General features: G+C 68.2%; 23 protein-coding genes. 6 read left to right on the top strand and 17 right to left on the bottom strand.

Annotated features, from left to right (window positions below):
• Positions 1–70: 70 nt before the first annotated feature.
• Entirely contained in the window at positions 71–643 is a 573-nt protein-coding gene (locus tag IFJ75_RS00220) for a nucleotidyltransferase family protein (protein ID WP_207870578.1), read from the bottom strand.
• A complete protein-coding gene (gene thiD / locus IFJ75_RS00215) occupies positions 640–1,452 on the bottom strand; it encodes a bifunctional hydroxymethylpyrimidine kinase/phosphomethylpyrimidine kinase (RefSeq protein WP_207870577.1) in 813 nt (270 codons plus the stop codon). The genes IFJ75_RS00220 and thiD overlap by 4 nt, the downstream gene beginning before the upstream one ends.
• 82 nt (positions 1,453–1,534) lie before the next feature.
• Here thiD and IFJ75_RS00210 point away from each other — a divergent pair, with 82 nt between their 5' ends.
• Genes IFJ75_RS00210 through IFJ75_RS00185 form a run of 6 tightly spaced genes read left to right on the top strand, consistent with a single transcriptional unit; the run spans position 1,535 to position 3,719 of the window.
• Positions 1,535–1,846: an ArsR/SmtB family transcription factor gene (locus IFJ75_RS00210; RefSeq protein ID WP_225896918.1), complete on the top strand. Its 312-nt coding sequence runs from the start codon at positions 1,535–1,537 to the stop codon at positions 1,844–1,846.
• Positions 1,843–2,439: an SRPBCC family protein gene (locus tag IFJ75_RS00205; RefSeq protein ID WP_207870575.1), complete on the top strand. Its 597-nt coding sequence runs from the start codon at positions 1,843–1,845 to the stop codon at positions 2,437–2,439. The genes IFJ75_RS00210 and IFJ75_RS00205 overlap by 4 nt, the downstream gene beginning before the upstream one ends.
• Positions 2,436–2,903, top strand: coding sequence for an SRPBCC family protein (locus IFJ75_RS00200; protein ID WP_207870574.1), 468 nt, complete (start codon positions 2,436–2,438; stop codon positions 2,901–2,903). The genes IFJ75_RS00205 and IFJ75_RS00200 overlap by 4 nt, the downstream gene beginning before the upstream one ends.
• The gene (locus tag IFJ75_RS00195) at positions 2,900–3,205 is read left to right on the top strand and encodes an SRPBCC family protein (protein ID WP_207870573.1); all 306 of its coding nucleotides are present in this window, start codon (positions 2,900–2,902) and stop codon (positions 3,203–3,205) included. Before IFJ75_RS00200 ends, IFJ75_RS00195 begins: the two co-directional genes overlap by 4 nt.
• Positions 3,090–3,335, top strand: a complete 246-nt coding sequence (locus IFJ75_RS19880) for an SRPBCC family protein (RefSeq protein WP_207932404.1) — start codon at positions 3,090–3,092, stop codon at positions 3,333–3,335. Before IFJ75_RS00195 ends, IFJ75_RS19880 begins: the two co-directional genes overlap by 116 nt.
• Positions 3,336–3,338: 3 nt before the next feature.
• The gene (locus IFJ75_RS00185) at positions 3,339–3,719 is read left to right on the top strand and encodes a VOC family protein (protein WP_207870572.1); all 381 of its coding nucleotides are present in this window, start codon (positions 3,339–3,341) and stop codon (positions 3,717–3,719) included.
• On the opposite strand, the gene folP is transcribed toward IFJ75_RS00185, so the two are convergent.
• The 15 genes from folP to IFJ75_RS00110 all read right to left on the bottom strand — a co-directional run bounded on the left by folP (position 3,703) and on the right by IFJ75_RS00110 (position 16,992).
• The gene (gene folP / locus IFJ75_RS00180) at positions 3,703–4,509 is read right to left on the bottom strand and encodes a dihydropteroate synthase (protein WP_207870571.1); all 807 of its coding nucleotides are present in this window, start codon (positions 4,507–4,509) and stop codon (positions 3,703–3,705) included. The genes IFJ75_RS00185 and folP overlap by 17 nt on opposite strands.
• Positions 4,506–5,105, bottom strand: coding sequence for a YdeI/OmpD-associated family protein (locus IFJ75_RS00175; protein WP_207870570.1), 600 nt, complete (start codon positions 5,103–5,105; stop codon positions 4,506–4,508). The genes folP and IFJ75_RS00175 overlap by 4 nt, the downstream gene beginning before the upstream one ends.
• On the bottom strand, positions 5,105–5,407 hold the full coding sequence (locus IFJ75_RS00170; RefSeq protein WP_207870569.1) for a winged helix-turn-helix domain-containing protein: 303 nt from the start codon (positions 5,405–5,407) through the stop codon (positions 5,105–5,107). Before IFJ75_RS00170 ends, IFJ75_RS00175 begins: the two co-directional genes overlap by 1 nt.
• A gap of 3 nt (positions 5,408–5,410) precedes the next feature.
• On the bottom strand, positions 5,411–6,043 hold the full coding sequence (locus IFJ75_RS00165; protein ID WP_207870568.1) for a hypothetical protein: 633 nt from the start codon (positions 6,041–6,043) through the stop codon (positions 5,411–5,413).
• A gap of 76 nt (positions 6,044–6,119) precedes the next feature.
• Positions 6,120–7,340, bottom strand: a complete 1,221-nt coding sequence (locus IFJ75_RS00160; RefSeq protein ID WP_207870567.1) for an acyltransferase family protein — start codon at positions 7,338–7,340, stop codon at positions 6,120–6,122.
• 113 nt (positions 7,341–7,453) lie between these two features.
• Entirely contained in the window at positions 7,454–9,397 is a 1,944-nt protein-coding gene (gene ftsH, locus IFJ75_RS00155) for an ATP-dependent zinc metalloprotease FtsH (RefSeq protein ID WP_207870566.1), read from the bottom strand.
• A gap of 28 nt (positions 9,398–9,425) precedes the next feature.
• Positions 9,426–10,790 (bottom strand): tRNA lysidine(34) synthetase TilS, encoded by a 1,365-nt coding sequence (tilS, locus tag IFJ75_RS00150; protein WP_225896917.1) that lies wholly within the window; start codon positions 10,788–10,790, stop codon positions 9,426–9,428.
• Positions 10,781–11,623, bottom strand: a complete 843-nt coding sequence (locus tag IFJ75_RS00145) for a tol-pal system YbgF family protein (RefSeq protein WP_207870565.1) — start codon at positions 11,621–11,623, stop codon at positions 10,781–10,783. The genes tilS and IFJ75_RS00145 overlap by 10 nt, the downstream gene beginning before the upstream one ends.
• A gap of 130 nt (positions 11,624–11,753) precedes the next feature.
• The gene (gene pal, locus IFJ75_RS00140; protein ID WP_207870564.1) at positions 11,754–12,308 is read right to left on the bottom strand and encodes a peptidoglycan-associated lipoprotein Pal; all 555 of its coding nucleotides are present in this window, start codon (positions 12,306–12,308) and stop codon (positions 11,754–11,756) included.
• 164 nt (positions 12,309–12,472) lie between these two features.
• The gene (tolB, locus tag IFJ75_RS00135; RefSeq protein WP_207870563.1) at positions 12,473–13,849 is read right to left on the bottom strand and encodes a Tol-Pal system beta propeller repeat protein TolB; all 1,377 of its coding nucleotides are present in this window, start codon (positions 13,847–13,849) and stop codon (positions 12,473–12,475) included.
• 115 nt (positions 13,850–13,964) lie between these two features.
• On the bottom strand, positions 13,965–14,786 hold the full coding sequence (locus IFJ75_RS00130; protein WP_207870562.1) for an energy transducer TonB: 822 nt from the start codon (positions 14,784–14,786) through the stop codon (positions 13,965–13,967).
• Position 14,787: 1 nt separating this feature from the next.
• A complete protein-coding gene (locus IFJ75_RS00125; RefSeq protein ID WP_207870561.1) occupies positions 14,788–15,249 on the bottom strand; it encodes an ExbD/TolR family protein in 462 nt (153 codons plus the stop codon).
• Between the two features lies 1 nt (position 15,250).
• A complete protein-coding gene (tolQ, locus tag IFJ75_RS00120) occupies positions 15,251–16,009 on the bottom strand; it encodes a protein TolQ (protein ID WP_207870560.1) in 759 nt (252 codons plus the stop codon).
• Between the two features lie 168 nt (positions 16,010–16,177).
• The gene (locus IFJ75_RS00115) at positions 16,178–16,624 is read right to left on the bottom strand and encodes a YbgC/FadM family acyl-CoA thioesterase (RefSeq protein WP_207870559.1); all 447 of its coding nucleotides are present in this window, start codon (positions 16,622–16,624) and stop codon (positions 16,178–16,180) included.
• On the bottom strand, positions 16,621–16,992 hold the full coding sequence (locus IFJ75_RS00110; protein WP_207870558.1) for a hypothetical protein: 372 nt from the start codon (positions 16,990–16,992) through the stop codon (positions 16,621–16,623). Before IFJ75_RS00110 ends, IFJ75_RS00115 begins: the two co-directional genes overlap by 4 nt.
• Positions 16,993–17,001: the final 9 nt, after the last annotated feature.

Raw genomic sequence — 17,001 nt, 5'->3', positions numbered from 1 at the left:
CCCCTCGCAAATCACGCGAAACAACGATACGCGAAAAATCAGGACACGGCAAAAGCTGCTGCGCCGGCCGTCAGACCTCGACGACCGTCACCTCGGGCCAGCGGGTCCTCACCTTGGCGGCGATCTTCGACCAGTCCTTGGCGAGGGGCCGGTTGGGGTTTGGGCGGACGATCAGGTCGAAGGCGTCCTCAAGACCGAAGGGGGCGACGACGGTGATGCTGTCATCGCCCTCCAGCCTCACACCCACGGCGAAGGCGGGGGCGACGAAGCGCGGCAGGGCCTCCGCCGTATTGGCGATCGGGTCGTAGTCTTCGCCGAATTTCGACTTGAACCAGATCGGCACCCGGCACTGGTTGCGGACTTCGACACGGCTGCTCAGCGGCTCGTCGAAGGCGGCGGCGACGCGTTTGATGACGACGTCCTCGGCGTCCCAGCTGGTGTCGGTATCGAAATAGCCGAGGTCGAAATCGTTGACCCCATAACCCGGCTCGCGGCTCGTCACATCGTTCCAGACGCTCTGATACACCGAGCCGGAGAAAATCAGCCAGTCGGGCAGATCCAGCGACCGGACGGTGGTCATGACCAGCATCAGGTCGGGATAGTTTCGGACGATCTCGACCAACCGCTGTTCCAGAGTGCTCATCGTCCCCTCACCGGCCAGCCGTGATCCAGAGGGCCGTGGCCCTGTCCCAGCCCGGGCGCGCGGCGGATGGCCTCGGCGACATAGGCCCAGGCCTCGGCGACCGCGACCTCCAGCGGCAGGCCTTTCGCCAGACCGGCGGCGCAGGCGCTGGCCAGGGTGCAGCCCGTGCCATGGGTCGAGGTGGTGTCGATGCGCGGCCCCTCCAGCAGGGTCTCGCCCGACGGGGTCATCAGGAGGTCGATCACGGTCGGCCCGTCGACATGACCGCCCTTCATCAGCACCGCCTTGGCCCCCATGGCCAGCAGGGCCTCGCCTGCGCGGCGCTGGCCGTCCAGATCGGAAACCATCAGCCCGGTCAGGGCCTCGGCCTCGGGCGCATTGGGCGTCAGGAGGGTGGCGCGCGGGATCATCAGCGACCGGACCGCCTCAACCGCATCCGAGGCCAGCAACGAGGCCCCGCCCTTGGCCACCATGACCGGATCGACGACCACGGCGGCGTCGGAGGTGTCCAGGATGGCGGCGACACGTTCGACCGTCTCGGCCGTGCCCAGCATCCCGGTCTTGATGGCGTCGGCGCCGATATCGTCCAGCACGGCCCGCGCCTGCTGTTCGATCAGGTCCAGCGGCAGGGGGAAGACCCCGCTCACCCCCAACGTATTCTGCACCGTGATGGCCGTGATGGCGGTCGCCGCATAGGCGCCCAGCATGGTCACGGCCTTGATGTCGGCCTGAATTCCGGCCCCGCCGCCCGAGTCCGAGCCGGCGATGATCAGGACGCGGCCGGGCTTGGTTATGGATTCGGCGGTCATTCCGTCCTGATGCGTCAGCCCCTGACGAGGGGCAAGAGATTCATATATTGCATTATGGCTATATAGCTGTATGGTTATGTTTATGCACGACGCTCTCCTCGCCCTGTCCGAACCCAACCGCATGGCCATCATGGGTCTGTTGCGCGAGGGCGAACGTCCCGCCGGGGACTTCGTCGCCGCCCTGCCGATCAGCCAGCCGGCGGTGTCGAAACATCTGGGCGTGCTGCGCGCCGCCGGGCTGGTGACCGTGCGCAAGGACGCCAACCGTCGCCTCTATCGCCTGAACCCCGCCCCTCTGGCCGAGCTGGACGCCTGGCTCGCCCCCTATCGCCGCTTCTGGAGCGCCAAGCTCGACGCCCTCGAAGCGCATCTGGACAAGGAGTTTCCGCAATGACCGATACTCTCGTTGAAACCATTCCCGGGCGCGACGCCGGCACGATCCGCGAGGACGGAGACGGCTGGATCATCGGCTTCGAACGCCGTCTGCGCCATTCGCCTGAACGGGTCTGGAAGGCCCTGACCACGCCGGAAGGCCTCGCCTGCTGGCTGGCAGAGGCGGAGATCGACACGGTTCCCGGCGGCAAGATGGAGCTGCATTTCCGCCAGCCCGACAACGACTTCATGCCCGACGTGCCGGAGAAGCGACGCCAGTCGAACGAGGTCCTGACCGTCCGTCCCTACAGCCTGTTCGAGCACACCTTCGGCAGCAATCCGGACTCGATCGTCTCCTGGCGGCTGGAGCCCGACGGCGACGGCACTCATCTGGTCCTCGCCCACCGCGTGCCCTCGACATGGGAGAGCGGGCGCAAGAACGTCCTGGCCGGCTGGCAACACCATATGGAAGGGCTGGAAGACGCCATCCACGGCGTGCGCCATCCCTGGAGCTGGGACCGCTGGTTCGCCCTGCGCGACGCCTATGCCGAGCGTCTCGAGAACCCGAACGCGGGCGATGACAAGCCTTACTCGAACGACTGGCGGACGGCGTGACTGCGCCTGTCGCCAGCGCCGGGATGCTGATCCGCCGACCGGTCGCGGAGGTGTTTCGCGCCTTCGCCGATCCCGCGGTGACGACCCGCTTCTGGTTCACTGACAGCACGGGCGCCCTAGAGCCCGGCGCGATCGTCGACTGGACCTGGGCCATGTACGGGGCCTCGACCGAAGTGGCGGTCAAGGCCGTGGAGCCCGACCGCCGCATCCTGATCGACTGGGACAATCGCTCCACACCGACCGAGGTCGAGTGGCTGTTTGAAACGCGTGGTAGCGACACCTGGGTCACCGTCGAGAACCGAGGCTTCACGGACAATGCCGACGGGGTGGCCAGGGCGCTGGATTCGACCGGAGGCTTCGCCCTGGTGCTGGCCGGCGCCAAGATCTGGCTGGAACACGGGATCGAGCCGCGTTTCGTCGTCGACCGCCATCCCGACCATCATGCGGAAGGCTGGAGCGAATGAGCGATCCTGTCGAGGTGCGCGTCGAGAAACGCTTTCGTCACCCGCCAGAACGGGTCTTCGACGCCTTCCTCGATCCGGCGACGGTCGGCCTGTGGCTGTTCCATACGCCCGAGGGGGTGATGGAGAAGACCGACTACGAGCCCGTCGTCGGCGGCGCCTTCGCGATCTTCGAGCGGCGCGGCGACGATCTGGCGCGGCATCCGGTTCGTTCAGATCGAACGCCCGGGGCTGATCGTCTTCGATTTCCGGGTCGACGAAGCGCCAGAGGAACCGACACGCGTGACCGTGACCTTCACGCCTGAAGGCGACGGCTGCTCCGTCATCCTCAGCCACGACCTCGCCCCCGCCTGGGCCGCATACGCCGAGCGCTCAGCCGCCGGCTGGTCCACGATCCTCGACAGTCTGTCGGCCGTTGCCGACGCCCGGAGCTGACCCATGATCACCGCCGCCGCTCCCTTCCTGATGTTCCAGGGCGATTGCGAGGAGGCCCTGACCTTCTACGCCGCAGTCATCCCCGGCGCCGAAGTCGCCGCCCTGATGAAGGGCCCGGACGGCAAGGTCGCCATGGCCCGGCTGTCGGTCGCCGGGCTGGAGATCATGGCCAATGACTCGCCGCCGGTGCACGACTTCACCTTTACCCCCTCTACCTCGACCTTCCTGACCGTCGAGGCCGAAGACGAGGTCGACGCCCTGGCCGGAGCGCTGGGCGAAGGCGGCAAGACGATGATGCCGGCCGGAAACTACGGCTTCTCGAAGCGGTTCGCCTGGGTGCAGGACCGGTTCGGGGTGTCGTGGCAGATCAATTCGCCGAGCTGACCGCTTCCCACAGCTTCAAGGCCTGAACCGTCTCACGCACGTCGTGGACGCGGACCATCTTCGCCCCGCGACGCGTCCCCTCCAACATCAGGGCCAGCGACCCGCCCAGACGGTCGGCGGGATCGACGGCGGTCTCGTCGACGCCGAGGATCGTGCGCTTCCGGCTGGCGGCGTAGAGAACGGGGTAGCCCAGGTCGACCAAGGCCTCCAGTCGCGCCGTCAGGGCCAGGTTGTGGGCCGTCGTCTTGCCGAAACCGATGCCGGGATCCAGCCAGATCTGCTCGCGCGCCACCCCGGCCTTCACCGCCGCCGTCGCCCGCCCGTCCAGATAGTCCACGACCTCCGAGACCACGTCGTCATAGACGGGCGCCGCCTGCATGGTGCGCGGCTCGCCCTTCATATGCATCAGGACGACCTCGCAGCGCAGGGCCGCCGCCGTCTCCAGACTATCGGGCGCGAAGCTCAGGGCCGAGACGTCGTTCCACATGGTAGCCCCCGCCCCGACGGCGGCCCGCGCCACCTCGGGCTTCAGGGTGTCGATGCTGATCGGTCCGGCCCAACGGGCGCGAACCCCCGCGATCACCGGCAGGGTGCGAGCGATCTCCTCGGCGACATTGACCGGCTCCGCGCCCGGCCGGGTGCTCTCGCCGCCGATGTCGAGGATGTCGGCGCCCTGCTCGACCAGGCTGAGAGCGTGGGCCACCGCCGCCTCCACCGTCGCCAGCCGCCCGCCGTCCGAAAAGCTGTCGGGCGTGACATTGACGATGCCCATGACCTGGATCCGGTTCATTTGGGCGTTCCTTGCGGATGAGGGGTTTCGCCCCGCGCCAGCATGTCGATGAACCGCGCGATGGCCTTCTGCCGCCCCGCCTCGGTCTTCAGGGCCTGAAGCCGGAAGATCAGGGCGAAGCGGTTCTGGGCGCTGAGGGTGTCGAGTGTCGCCTTCGCCTCCGGTACGGCCTCGACAGCCGCCACGAAGTCGTCAGGCAGGGTTGAACCCTTGATGCGATAGGCGGCGTCCCAGCGGCCGTCCGCCTTGGCCGCCTCGATGTGCTTGTGGCCGTGAACGGTCATCCGCCCTGCCTCGGTCAGGCGCGCGACGTTGTCGACATTGACCTGGCTCCAGACGCTCTTCTTCCCGCGCGGGGTGTAGCGCTGCAGGAAGCTGGCCTCGTCGAAGCTCTTCTTGATTCCGTCGATCCAGCCCCAGCACAGGCAGACGTCAATGGCCTCCTTGACCGTGATCGAGGCCGTGCCCGACTTCACCTTGTAGATGCGGATCCAGATCTCGGTCTCCCGGACGTGGTTCTTCGCCAGCCAAGCCTCAAAGGCGGCTTCGTCCGCGAAGGCGTGGACATGCTTCGGATCGACGACGACGGGCGCCATCAGCCCGCCCGCCCGATCAGCCCGCCCAACGCCTCCAGATAGGCGGCGAAGGCCGTGCGACCCGCATCGGTGATCGACACCCGGGTCAGGGGCTTGTTGTTCACGAAGCTCTTGGCGACGGCGACATAACCCGCCTCCTCCAGCTTCTTGATGTGGACGGAGAGATTGCCCTGGGTGGCCTCCAGCACCGTCTTCAGCTCGGTGAAGTCAGCGACCTCGGCGTCGGCCAGATAGACCATGATCCCCAGCCGCATGCGGCCGTGGATGACCTCGTCGATCCGTCCGAGATCGGTCAGCCCCATGGTTCAGGCGGCTTTGCGCGCATCAAGGGCGCCGCGCAGCATGACCCAGCCGGGCAGGGCGAACAGCAGGAACAGGGCCACCGTGCACACGCCGAGATAGGCGTTGGGCTGGCGCACCAGCAGGCCCAGCGCCACCGCCGTCAGCCAGCCTCCGATGGCGGCGGCCAGCATCCAGGGCGTCTTCTTCAGCGTCCAGGCGACGAACCAGGCGGCCGACTGCAGGGCGAAGATGACCGCCGGATAGTAGAGCCAGGTCCCAAAGTCGTGGTCTCGCGCCGAGCCGGCGCCGAAGACGATGATGATCGCCAGATTGGCCATGCCCGTGGCGCTGAAGGCCGCGTTCAGGGTGCGGGTGACCATCGGTCCGGGCTTGGGAATCTTGCGATCCTCGAGGATTGCCCAGGTCAGGACGACGAAGAACAGGATCGGCACCGCGACGACCACGGCGAGATTGGCGAGATCGGGCAGACGGACCCAGCCCATGATCTGGCCGATGTGGAACAGGCATTGGGCGCCGTACAGCAAACCACCCGCCAGATAGGCGACGCCCAGCGTCAGATGGCCGCCGGGGCCGCCGCCGGTCACGACGGAGCGCAGGAAGGCCAGATCGGCTTCGGGCGTGGACTTGTCTGACATGAGGGCGATTCCTGATGCGGCCGGCGCTTCCATCGGATGGACGCGCCGGCCGGGGTTGGCAAGGTATTCGGCCCGGCTATTCCGCCGGCGCGAGTTCTGCGTCGGGCTTGCGCCGCCAGGGCACGCGCCGCCCGTTCAGCCAGCGGCCCATGAAGCTGTGGCGGATCAGGAGCTCGTAGGTGATCAGGGAGACCGCCAGTACGCCCGCGACCACGACCGTCAGCTTGACCGGCCAGACCATGGCCCAATCCTGAATCAGCACCTGTCCGGCCATGACCATCGGCAGATGGACGATGTAGATCCAGTAGGAGGCGTCGGCGAGATAGCGGCGCAGGGCGCTGTGACCCGCGAAGAATTTCAGCGCCAGACCCACCGCCGCAAAGGCCGAGGCGAAGGTCGCGACACCGAGGGCGGCGGCGGCCATGGCCTTGGTCGCCGGGTCGGTGACCGGGATGATGGAGGGCGCGGGCCCTCCGGCAAGGACCAGCAGGGCCGTCCCTGCGGCGACCGCGAGGATCAGGTTCACCGGCGCCCAGCCTTCCAGCTTCGCCAGCAGGTCGCGGCGACGGTCCAGCAGGAAGCCGAAGACGAACACCGTGCCGAAGCCGACGCAGGCGGACAGGTTCGGGACCAGACCGTGGTCCGGCGTCGGGATGCCGAAGAAGGGAGCCCAGTTCGGCTCGGCCCACAGGGCGGCGGCCAGGGGCGCGCCGAGGACCCCAGAGCCCCAGGGCGTGGCCAGCGCCGCGATCGCCCGGTCGACCGTCCGCCCCCAGCTGCCCTCGCGGTCCAGCATGGCGAAGGGCGCGCGCAGGATCAGGACGGCGACATAGAACAGCATCAGGGCCCACAGGAACCAGAGATGGGTCAGGGGGATAGTCAGCAAGGTGTAGGTCGGCGGGTGCGGCGGCGGCCCCATCGGGGCGCCGGCGGCCTGGCGCGCGGCGCTCCAGATCAGCACGGCGATGATCGCCGCCATCACCGGGGTCCAGAAGACGCCCAGCGGCCCGCCGATGCGGATGAAGCGGTCCTTGAGGAAGCCGCCGACGCCCCGACGGCCCAGCATCATATGGGCGAACAGGCCGGCCAGCAGGAAGAAGGTCGCCATGCGGAAGATGTGGATGGCGAAGAAAAGCACCCCCGCCCCGACCGACTGCCGTTCGTCACTGACGATCCAGATCGGCGCCGGAATGAAGGACATGGAGGCGTGCAGCACCACGCCCAGAAGCAGGGTGCCGCCCCGCAGCGCATCGAGGCCGTGCAGGCGCTCGGATCGTTCAATTTCGGATGCCGACATGGCGACCCCTCCCGTTTCGGATGAGGTCATATTTCATAGACTTGTTTATAATGCAAACATGTTCATCAGAAAGAACCCGCCGGAGCGAAAGCCCTCGGCGGGTTCGGGAAGGCCTAGTGGACGGTCGGGACGTCGACCGTGACGCCGCCATCGGCGACGGGGGTCACCGGGACGGAGACCGATGGGCCCGAGTTGGGGAAGTTGTTTTCGTCACGGTTCGGCGCCGCGCCCTTCTCAAGCAGGTCCTTGATCTCTTGCCCGGACAGGGTCTCGTACTCGAGCAGGGCCTGGGCCAGGGTCTCCAGATCGGCGGCCTTGTCGGTCAGGATCTGACGGGCCTCGTTCCAGCCCTCGGTGACGAGACGCTTGACCTCACTGTCGATGATCCGGGCGGTCTCTTCACTGATGTTCTGGCTGCGCGCGACCGAGTGGCCGAGGAAGACTTCCTGCTCGTTCTCGCCATAGGCCACGGTGCCCAGGATGTCCGAGAAGCCCCACTGGGTTACCATCCGACGGGCCAGCTTGGTCGCCTGGGTGATGTCGGAGGAGGCGCCCGAGGTGATGTTCTCCTTGCCGAAGATGATCTCCTCGGCGACGCGGCCGCCGGCCATGATGGCGATGCGATCGACCATCTGCTGGTACTTCATCGAATAGCGGTCGCCTTCCGGCAGCTGCATGACCATGCCCAGGGCCTGGCCGCGCGGGACGATGGTCGCCTTGTGCACGGGGTCGGCCATCTTGACGTTCATCGCCACGATGGCGTGACCGCCCTCGTGATAGGCGGTCAGGCGCTTTTCTTCCTCGTTCATGGCCATGGACTTGCGCTCGGCGCCCATCATGACCTTGTCCTTGGCGTCCTCGAAGTCGCGGTGTGTGACCATGCGGCGGTCCTTGCGGGCGGCCATCAGGGCGGCTTCGTTGACCAGATTGGCCAGGTCGGCGCCGGAGAAGCCCGGGGTGCCGCGCGCGATGGTCTTAACGTTGACGTCGGCGGCCAGGGGCACGTCCTTCATGTGCACGCGCAGGATCTTCTCACGGCCGTTCACATCGGGATTGGGCACCACGACCTGACGGTCGAAGCGGCCGGGCCGCAGCAGGGCCGGATCCAGAACATCGGGACGGTTGGTCGCGGCGATCAGGATGATGCCTTCATTGGCCTCGAAGCCGTCCATCTCGACCAGCAGCTGGTTCAGCGTCTGCTCGCGCTCGTCATTGCCGCCGCCGAGACCGGCGCCGCGGTGACGGCCGACGGCGTCGATCTCGTCGATGAAGATGATGCAGGGCGCGTTCTTCTTGGCCTGTTCGAACATGTCGCGCACGCGGCTGGCGCCGACGCCGACGAACATCTCGACGAAGTCGGAGCCGGAGATGGAGAAGAAGGGCACGCCCGCCTCGCCCGCGACAGCGCGGGCCAGCAGGGTCTTACCTGTACCGGGAGGGCCCACCAGCAGCGCCCCCTTGGGGATCTTGCCGCCCAGACGCTGGAACTTGCCCGGATCCTTCAGGAAGTCGACGACCTCCTGCAGCTCTTCCTTGGCCTCGTCCACGCCGGCGACGTCGTCGAAGGTCTTGCGGCCCTTGTGCTCGGTCAGGAGCTTGGCCTTGGACTTGCCGAAGCCCATGGCGCCGCGCGCCCCGCCCTGCATCTGGCGCATGAAGAAGACCCAGACGCCGACCAGCAGCAGGATGGGCAGTATGCCGATCAGCAGGGCCTGCCACCACGACTGGCGCGTGGTCTTGACATCGACCTGGGCGCCCGACTCGCGGATCGCTTCGATCAACTGCTCGTTCTGGATCGGAGTGGTGACGACGAAGCGGCTGTCGTTCTGGAACACGCCCTGGATCTGGTCGCCCTTGACCACGACCGCCTTGACGTTCTTGGCCCCGACCTCGTTCACCAGCTTGGAGTAGGTGATGGGCTCGGGCCTGCTCGCGGCGGCGGCGGCCGGGCCGCCCTTGGCCACGGCCAGGGGACCTCCGCTCTGGCTCAGGGCGGCATAGCCCGCCACGAGCGCCAGCAAGATCAAGCCACAGATCGCCAGGTTACGCAGGTTCATTATCGTTCTCGGTCCTTCGGCAAGGGGGTCAACCTAAGCCGCGATGGTGGTCTTTGTGTGAAAATAGGTCAGCGGGCGGCGTTTCGCCATGGATGGTTCCAAAGAGGCCGGCCTCCTGCGTCGTTTCGTCCCCAGCTCCCCGGAAGGCCGCCCCCGAAAAGAGCGCCAGACGTCGCGGCGACAGGGCCCGAACCTCGGCCTTGCGCCATGCCAGAACCGGGCCAGTCGCATCGTCCCGGATCAGCACCGGCAAGGCCCCGCGCGCCCATGCGGGAACGCCCGACACGACGGCCCGATCCGCGTCGGACAACCGGTTCAGCCTCCCCGCCGCCGCCGTGACCGTCCAGCCGGGCTCCGCGATCACGATCTCGTATCGGCCGTCCCAGACGGCGGACTGTCCCGGAGTGAGCCGAACATCGCCCGGAGCTCGACGGCGAAACTCGCCCGGCTCCCGCCCGACCAGGACCGTTTCGCCGCGCGCCTCGATACGGGCGCCGGCCAGGCCGGCGTGGAAATCCTCGCCGGAACGCAGCCGGTCCATCATGCGCCCGAGCCGGTCGCGACGAGGGGGTGTGGAGCCCCCGGAAGCGGACAGTAGGGTGGCGGCGAGCAGCGTCGGTGAGATGCCTCTCCCGACCTGAAACCCCTCTCCCAGAGGGAGAGCGAGGGGGCCGACGCCGAGGGTGCTGGGAGGGTAAGGAGTTTCGGCGCCGAGAGCCCGGCCCCCCGCTTCCAGCGCCTGCCGCGCCCGGCTGCGTCCGAACCGCGCATCCGCATTGGCGGGATCCTCGATCCAGCCCTGCCCGACGGCCCTCAACAACTCGCGCAGCGCTTCCCGGCGCTCTTCGAGCAGGGGACGGAACAGCATCAGGCCGCGCCCCTCGGGCCAGACCGGCGACGGAGACCATTCGCGCAGACGCCCCAGCGTCGAGCCGCCCGCCTCGACCGAGCGGGACCGCATCCAGTCGCTTTCGAGGATGTCGTCGGCGGTGTGGGCCAGAAGGACGACCCTGGCGCCCGCCGTGCGCGCTGTCTCGGCGATCAGCCGGTGCCGCGCCATCCGCGCCGCCGCGGTCAGTCCGGACGCAGGCTTGTCGCCTTCCCAGCGCCGTTCGATCCAGTCCACGCCGCGGCGCGCGCAGGCCTCGGCGCAAAACCGGCTCCAGTCGCGGCTGTCCGGGTTCAGGCCGTGATCGACGGTGACCGCCAGCAAACGTCGGCCATGGCGCCCTGCCCAGTCGGCGACGATGTCCAGCAGGGCGATGGAGTCCCCGCCGCCGGAAAGGCCCAGAACAAGCGCATGGCCGACATCCCGCATCAGGCGGGCGTCGAGCCGGGCCTCCACCCGCGCCGCCAGACCTGCGTCCGGCGCGGTCACCGCGGTCAGGTGCAACGGGCCTGGGTGCGGATCTGACCGGCTATAGTTTTCAGCTGGGCCGAGGCCGCCGCGGTATAACGCCGATTGAACTCGCCGAGCGCCGCACAGGCCTGCGGATTGCGGTTGGTCGCCGAAAGGGCGCGCGCAAGCTTCAGCGTGGTCTCTCCGGCCCAGGGGGTCGTTGGCCAGCCGCTCAGGGCGCCGGCATAGGCCTGAACCGCCCCATTCATATCGTCGGCGGCGCGGCGCAGGTCGCCCAGGCGATAGCCGGCCTCGGCGGACTGGGGCGTGGACGGCCAGTTGGCGATCAGAACCTCATAAGCCTGGCCTTGCTCGGCCGCATCGGTCAGGGCGCGGGCGGCGGCCAGATCCCCGGCGGCGTTCCCGGTCGGCGAACGCCCGGCCTGTTCGGCTTCGGCGACGGCGGCCGCAGCGGCCTGGGCCTGATCCTCTATCGCCTTGATGCGGGCGTCGCTGGCGTTCAGCCGGGTGCGCAGGGCGGCGTTGTCGCGCGTGGCCTCGTCCAGCTTGAAGGCTGTCTGTTCGCCGTCGCGGGTCAGCCGCTGCAGGCTGGCCTCCAGATCCTGCAGACGCCGGTCCATCTCCCCGACCTGTCCCTGCAGGGCGACGACCTCTGGGTCGGGCTCGACCAGAACCGGCTGGCCCACCGCGTTCCTCTGGGTCACGGCGCGCTCGAGGCGGCGCACATTGCGGTCGAGGGTGTCGAGACGACGGTTGTCCCATTCGACCGGAGCCAGAGGCTGGACCTGGGACACGGCGACACCGCCGCCCACGATGCACAGGCCGGTCGCCGCCAGCAGAAGATTGCGATGGAAGGGCTTCATCATGGCTTTAGTGGTTTCACCGTTTCAGGGCCTTCGCAAGGCCGGGCCAGGCGTCCCGGAAAGAGGGGCGTTCCGGAACGAAAAGGGGCGCCCGCTTGGCGAGCGCCCCCGATGTCGTTACGTCTTCAGGGGATCACATCCCGCCGGAGACGATCGCCGTGTGGCCGTTGCGGTTGCGGGCCCACGATTCCTCGCTCGAGCCTTGGGCGATCGGGCGCTCCTTGCCATAGCTGATGGTGTCGATGCGGCCGGCGGGGACGCCGCGCTGGACCAGATAGTTGCGCACTGATTCCGCGCGGCGGGCGCCGAGGGCCAGGTTGTATTCGCGGGTGCCCCGCTCGTCGGCATTGCCTTCGATGCGGACCTGGATCTGCGGATAGCGCAGCAGCCACTGGGCTTGGGCGTCCAGACGCGGATAGGCCTCGGTCGAGACCTGATAGGAATCGAGGTCGAAATAGACGCGGTCGCCGACGTTGACGACGAAGTCCTGTTCCGAGCCCGGGCGGGCGGCGCCGGTGTTCGAGCCGCCGATGTTGCCCGTGCCCGTGCCCGGATAGATCGGGTTCGCCGGGCCCGTCGGCTGGTTCGGCACGGCCGTTTCGACCGGGCGCTTCGGCGTACAGGCGGCCATCGAGGCCATCACGAGGCCGACAGCCGTCAGCTTGATCAGGTTGGACATGGTCGTCATCGCGGGTCGTCTCCTTGGTTTTGCCCTCGGACGCCGGATCGGCGCTTCAAGCTCTGCCTTTAGCGGGGCAGGTGGCGAAATGGTGGCGCTTCAGTCTCGGGTAACGCACTGTTGAGGGGTTCGGCTCCGCCCGTGATTGGTTTTCGCCTCTCACGGGTATCGGGTCAGGACGGGCAGCTGTCCGGACCCTGGCTGCGGCCCAGGTTCACCGGGGCGGCGTCCAGCAGGGGCGACCAGGCGGGATCGGAGCCCCGGCCCTGATAGCCCGACTGGGCGATAACCCGGCCCGACAGGTCGACCATCCACAGATTGGTGTTCCCGCCCCGCGTCTGGCGCGAGAACATGATGTAGCGGCCGTTCGGGGCCCAGGACGGGCCTTCCTCGAAATAGCTGGACGAAAGGCTGCGCTCGCCCGAGCCGTCGGTTCCCATCACCCCGATGGAGAAGCGGCCGCCCGACGATTTGGTGAAGGCGATCAGATCGCCGCGCGGGCTCCAGGACGGGGCCGTGTAGCTGCCGCCGCCGCGTGAGATCGGGCGCTGGCCCGAGCCGTCGGTGTTCATGACATAGAGGCGGGGCGTGCCCGAACGGTCCGAGTTGAACACGATCTGGCGCGCGTCCGGGCTGAACGAGGGCGAGGTGTCGATGCCCGGATCCGAGGTCAGTCGCGACAGCTGCCGGCTACGCAAATCCATCACATAGACGTCGGTGTTGCCGCCGCGGATGATGGAGAAGGCCACCTTGGACCCGTCGGGCGAATAGCGCGGCGCCAGGGCCTGGCCATCGAACTCGCCGAGGCTTTCGCGGCGGCCGGTCGACAGGTTGTAGAGGTAGATGCGGCTGTAATCCTTGCCCAGCGCCATATAGGTGATCTCGTCCGGATTGGACGAAAAGCGCGGCGTCAGGATGATCTCCTCGCCCCCGGTCAGGAAGACGGGGTTGTAGCCGTCCTGATCCACGATCGCGAGGCGCGACAGGCGGTTCAGCTCGGTGCCGCTCTCGGCGACATAGATAATGCGGGTGTCGAAGAAGCCGCTCTCTCCGGTCATGCGCTGATAGACGACGTCGGCGATCTTGTGCGCGACCCGGCGCCACTGCTCGGGCGTGGCGGTGAAGTTGTAGCTGACCAGCTGGCACTGCCGGTACGGATCGTACAGGCGGAAACCGTAGTCATTGCGGTTGTCGGGGCGCGGGGTCACCGAGCCGTAGAGCACCGCCTGGGCGCCGATCTGGGTCCACTGCGGGAAGTTGGGCGCATTGTTCAGCGTCAGCCCGGTCTCGATAAAGCTGCGCGGGCTGATCGCCTCGAAATAGCCGGACCGCGTCAGGTCGCCGGTCAGGACGCCGGAGACTTCCGAGCCGTTGGGGCCGCTGAACGGGGCGATGGCGATCTGGAAGGGCTTCAGAACGCCCTCATCGACGACGACGTCCTGGGTCGGTGCAGTTGCGGCCGGCCCCGGACCAAGGACCTGAGCCTGCGCCAGCATCGGGGCCGACATCGCCAGGGCGGCGGCCGTGGCCAGGAGAAGTTTCAGACGCATGGACGGCTCCCTCGTTTACCTTGCGGCGCGCCTGATCTAGCGCAACCGTCGCCCCCACGGCCAGCTTGCCCGCGAATGGGGCGACCGTTTGGCGAAGCTTGAACGGCTCCGGCGGTCAGCGGTTCGCACATTGGCGCGCCGTTTCGAACCGGAACGGAATTTCCTGTGCGGCGAACCCGGCCGGTACATCGAACGGAGAGGTCGCTCGCAACGCCTGCAGAAGGCTGTCGGCAGCCGCTCGCCAGGCGGGGTCCGAACTGCCGCCCTCAATGACGGGGTTGCCCTGAATGCGGCCGTTGACGTCCAGGCGGACGCGGACGCGGATGGTGACGTTGTCACCGCCCGGCAGATCGCAAACGACCCGCATGTTCCAGTTCGGCGTCACCTGACGTCCGAGGGCGCTGAGCTGCGGTCCCGAGGCCTGGGGCGCCTGTCCGGCGCCCTGCTGACCCGTCGAGGGACGGCCCGGGTTGTTGTTCGGACGGCGTGGTCCCTGCAGGGCGTTGAGGTCCAGAGAGGGCTCGTTGCGACGCGGTGTCGCAGCGGGCGGCTGGGCCTTGGGACGTGGCGGCGCGGGACGGGTGACGGGCGGCGTCGGACGGGTCGGCGTCGGGCGCGGGGTCGGGGCCGGCGGCGTCACCTTGGGCGGGATGCGCGGCGTCGGCGGCGCGGGGGTCGGCGGCGGGGGCGGTGCGGGCATCGGCGCCGGCGGGGCCTCGACCGCCTCGGTCGGGGCGCTGGCGCCGTCCTCGGTGATCAGCTCCTCAGAGGGATTGTCGGCGGCTGCGGCCTCGATGACCTCGGACGACAGGATCGATACCGGCACCGAGTTTGGAACCGGCGGCAGTTCCTTCTTCGGCCAGCTGATCAGGGCGAGTGCCAGCACGCCGACATGCAGCGCGACCGATCCCAGAATGGCGGGGCTGGGCCTTCTCACGTCAGCCCGCGGGAACCGTCTCGGGGTCGGTGATCAGGTTCAGCTTGGTGAAGCCCGAGGCCGACAGGCGGGCCATGACCCGCGCCACCGCCTGATAGGGTGCGCGGCCGTCAGCCCGCACGAAGATCGGCTTTTCAGACCGGTCCGCGCCGTCGGCGGCGTCGACCAGACGGCCCGTCAGCTGCTCGTAGGGGGTCTCGTCCTTGTCGATGTAGATGGCGCCGTTGCGGTCGATCGAGACGGTAATCGGGGTCTTGTCGGTCGGGGCCGCGCTGGCCTCGGTCTTGGGCAGTTCGACCGGCACCCCGACGGGCGCCAGCAGGGGCGCCGACACCATGAAGATGATCAGCAGCACCAGCATGACGTCCACCAGGGGCGTGACGTTGATCTCGCTCAGCGGCCGCTTCTTGGCGCGGCGGCGTCCGCGTACGTGGCCCTGTCCGGCCCCTCCGCCCATGGCCATGTCAGTCGGCCCGGCGCAGCGAGAATTCGGACGGCGGCGGAGGTGGGGGCGGCGGGGCGCTCGGCACGCCCAGACGGCGAGCCACGGCGGCCTGCAGATCGTCGGCGAAGCTTTCCAGACGGCCCGCGAACTTGCCCGCGTCGATCGAGAATTTGTTGTAGCCGATATAGGCCGGGATGGCCGCCGCCAGACCCATGGCCGTGGCGAACAGGGCTTCCGAGATCGGGCCGGCGACGGTCGCCAGATTGGTGTTGCCGGCGTGCTGGATGCTGCCGAAGGCGTTCATGATGCCCCAGACCGTGCCGAACAGGCCTATGAAGGGCGAGGCGGTGGCGACCACCGACAGCACGCCCAGGCCGTTTTCGACGCGCTGGCCCTCGCGGGCGATGATCGAATCCAGCGACCGGTCGATGCGGCTGATCAGCAGATTGCCCTGCTGCTCGGTCAGGACGCCGCGCGCCCGGGTCTCGCGCCAGTCGGCCAGGGCCGTGACCAGCATCCGCGGCAGGGCGTGGTTCGGCTGAGGTCCCGCCTCGGCGGCGACGTCTTCCAGCGACCGGCCGGAACTCAAGGCCTTTTCGAAGGTGTCGGCCTGGCTGTTCAGTGCGGTGAAGCGGAAGGCCTTGTCGATGATCACGGCCCAGGACCAGACCGAGGCGACCGCCAGCCCGACCATGATCAGCTGCACCACGATATCCGCGTGCAGGAAGAGCGAGACGGGGTTGAGCATTCCGGCTTCGGCGGCGGCGGAAACTGTCATCGGCGGGCGGATCCTCAAGGTAAGTCGCGTCCCGCCTATCGTGCGGGCCGGCGTGACCATAGTGTGGCGCTTGCCCCGCTCTAGCGGCCAGACGTGACAAGGTCACTAACGCTCCCCTCACCGGTGCGTGAGAACAGCTTCCATATATTCGGGCCAGGATGGGGCCGGTCAGCCCTTCAGCCAGGGCGTGACGCTCTCGACCAGGGCCTTGGTCGGGCGCCGGGGCCGGCCGTCCAGATAGATGCAGACCGCCGTCACCTCGGCCCGGCACAGCACCTCGCCGTCCCGCTCCACGCTCTGGGAGATGATCAGCCGGGGGCCCTTCACCGCGTCATAGGTGGTGCGCACCACCAGGGCGTCGTCGATCCGCGCGGGCTTCAGATATTTGATGTTCATCTCGGCGACGACGAAGGCCATCGGCTCGGCGTCGTCGAGAAGTTCGGCATGACCCTTGGCCGTCAGCCGCATGAAGTCCGACCGCCCACGCTCGAAATAGCGGACGTAGTTGGCGTGATAGACCAGCCCGGTGAAGTCGGTGTCCTCGTAATAGACCCGGATCGGCAGCAGGTGATCGCGGCCTTCGAAGCGGCCCGCGGTGGGGGCGTCGGGGCTCATGGCGCGGGCCTGGGCGGGGCGGGAAATTCCGGGCAGTCCTGAGCGACCATCTGATCGAACTCCCCCTTGAGCGGGTCGTTGCTGAGCAGCAGGCGGTTCGGGCGCGACACGAAACCGGTCGCGGGCGCCGCACGCCCGGCGGCCAGATAGCCGCAGACGACGCGACCATTGCCCGGAGCGATCAGGCGAATCTCGGCGTCAGGCCCCAGTTGCTCGCGCGCCTGGCGCAGCACACGTTCGGACGCCGGCTCCTGGGCGAAGCCGGGCCGCGCGCCCTCGCTGATCGCCCACAGGCTCAGGCCGCCGAGCGCGATGACCACGAGCCCCAGACCTCCGATCACCTTCTGAACCGACAGCTTGCGCGCCATTCGCCCTCC

Origin of the sequence: Brevundimonas goettingensis, from assembly GCF_017487405.1 — a bacterium.
GTDB lineage: Bacteria > Pseudomonadota > Alphaproteobacteria > Caulobacterales > Caulobacteraceae > Brevundimonas > Brevundimonas goettingensis.
Note: the sequence above shows the minus strand (reverse complement) of the source record. Positions and strands in the feature narration are given on the sequence as shown.

Coding starts and splice junctions, on each gene's coding strand:
- IFJ75_RS00220 (WP_207870578.1), bottom strand. CDS start 643: ATGAGCACTCTGGAACAGCGGTTGGTCGAGATCGTCCGAAACTATCCC.
- thiD (WP_207870577.1), bottom strand. CDS start 1,452: ATGACCGCCGAATCCATAACCAAGCCCGGCCGCGTCCTGATCATCGCC.
- IFJ75_RS00210 (WP_225896918.1), top strand. CDS start 1,535: ATGCACGACGCTCTCCTCGCCCTGTCCGAACCCAACCGCATGGCCATC.
- IFJ75_RS00205 (WP_207870575.1), top strand. CDS start 1,843: ATGACCGATACTCTCGTTGAAACCATTCCCGGGCGCGACGCCGGCACG.
- IFJ75_RS00195 (WP_207870573.1), top strand. CDS start 2,900: ATGAGCGATCCTGTCGAGGTGCGCGTCGAGAAACGCTTTCGTCACCCG.
- IFJ75_RS00185 (WP_207870572.1), top strand. CDS start 3,339: ATGATCACCGCCGCCGCTCCCTTCCTGATGTTCCAGGGCGATTGCGAG.
- folP (WP_207870571.1), bottom strand. CDS start 4,509: ATGAACCGGATCCAGGTCATGGGCATCGTCAATGTCACGCCCGACAGC.
- IFJ75_RS00175 (WP_207870570.1), bottom strand. CDS start 5,105: ATGGCGCCCGTCGTCGTCGATCCGAAGCATGTCCACGCCTTCGCGGAC.
- IFJ75_RS00170 (WP_207870569.1), bottom strand. CDS start 5,407: ATGGGGCTGACCGATCTCGGACGGATCGACGAGGTCATCCACGGCCGC.
- IFJ75_RS00165 (WP_207870568.1), bottom strand. CDS start 6,043: ATGTCAGACAAGTCCACGCCCGAAGCCGATCTGGCCTTCCTGCGCTCC.
- IFJ75_RS00160 (WP_207870567.1), bottom strand. CDS start 7,340: ATGTCGGCATCCGAAATTGAACGATCCGAGCGCCTGCACGGCCTCGAT.
- ftsH (WP_207870566.1), bottom strand. CDS start 9,397: ATGAACCTGCGTAACCTGGCGATCTGTGGCTTGATCTTGCTGGCGCTC.
- IFJ75_RS00145 (WP_207870565.1), bottom strand. CDS start 11,623: ATGATGAAGCCCTTCCATCGCAATCTTCTGCTGGCGGCGACCGGCCTG.
- pal (WP_207870564.1), bottom strand. CDS start 12,308: ATGACGACCATGTCCAACCTGATCAAGCTGACGGCTGTCGGCCTCGTG.
- tolB (WP_207870563.1), bottom strand. CDS start 13,849: ATGCGTCTGAAACTTCTCCTGGCCACGGCCGCCGCCCTGGCGATGTCG.
- IFJ75_RS00125 (WP_207870561.1), bottom strand. CDS start 15,249: ATGGCCATGGGCGGAGGGGCCGGACAGGGCCACGTACGCGGACGCCGC.
- tolQ (WP_207870560.1), bottom strand. CDS start 16,009: ATGACAGTTTCCGCCGCCGCCGAAGCCGGAATGCTCAACCCCGTCTCG.
- IFJ75_RS00115 (WP_207870559.1), bottom strand. CDS start 16,624: ATGAGCCCCGACGCCCCCACCGCGGGCCGCTTCGAAGGCCGCGATCAC.
- IFJ75_RS00110 (WP_207870558.1), bottom strand. CDS start 16,992: ATGGCGCGCAAGCTGTCGGTTCAGAAGGTGATCGGAGGTCTGGGGCTC.